This is a genomic window from Bacillus cereus group sp. N6, assembly GCF_016483705.1.
In the GTDB taxonomy this organism is placed as follows: domain Bacteria; phylum Bacillota; class Bacilli; order Bacillales; family Bacillaceae_G; genus Bacillus_A; species Bacillus_A wiedmannii.
Genome location: NZ_JAEHBI010000380.1, coordinates 1 through 214 on the forward strand (window position 1 = coordinate 1; position 214 = coordinate 214).

Sequence of the window (214 nt, forward strand, 5' to 3'; positions counted from 1 at the left end):
GAAAATCTGCTGACTCAAACTCATGATACCCAGGGGATAATTTTTTTACCGAATAGGACCGTCCTTGTGTATACAGGTTACCCAGATGCGAATCAACTTTCATACCTGTTGCAAGCGTCGCAATACGCGTACGCTCTGCATGTGATGAAAACCACCGGTTATATTCTTCTTTGGATAATTGACCTTCTGCAAACATCGCGGGTAGTTGCTGTTC

The 214-nt window shown here is 43.9% G+C and carries 1 protein-coding gene; it reads right to left on the reverse strand.

Annotated features, from left to right (window positions below):
* On the reverse strand, positions 1-214 hold a 214-nt coding region (locus JDS99_RS31655; protein WP_199696558.1), incomplete at both ends, for a hypothetical protein.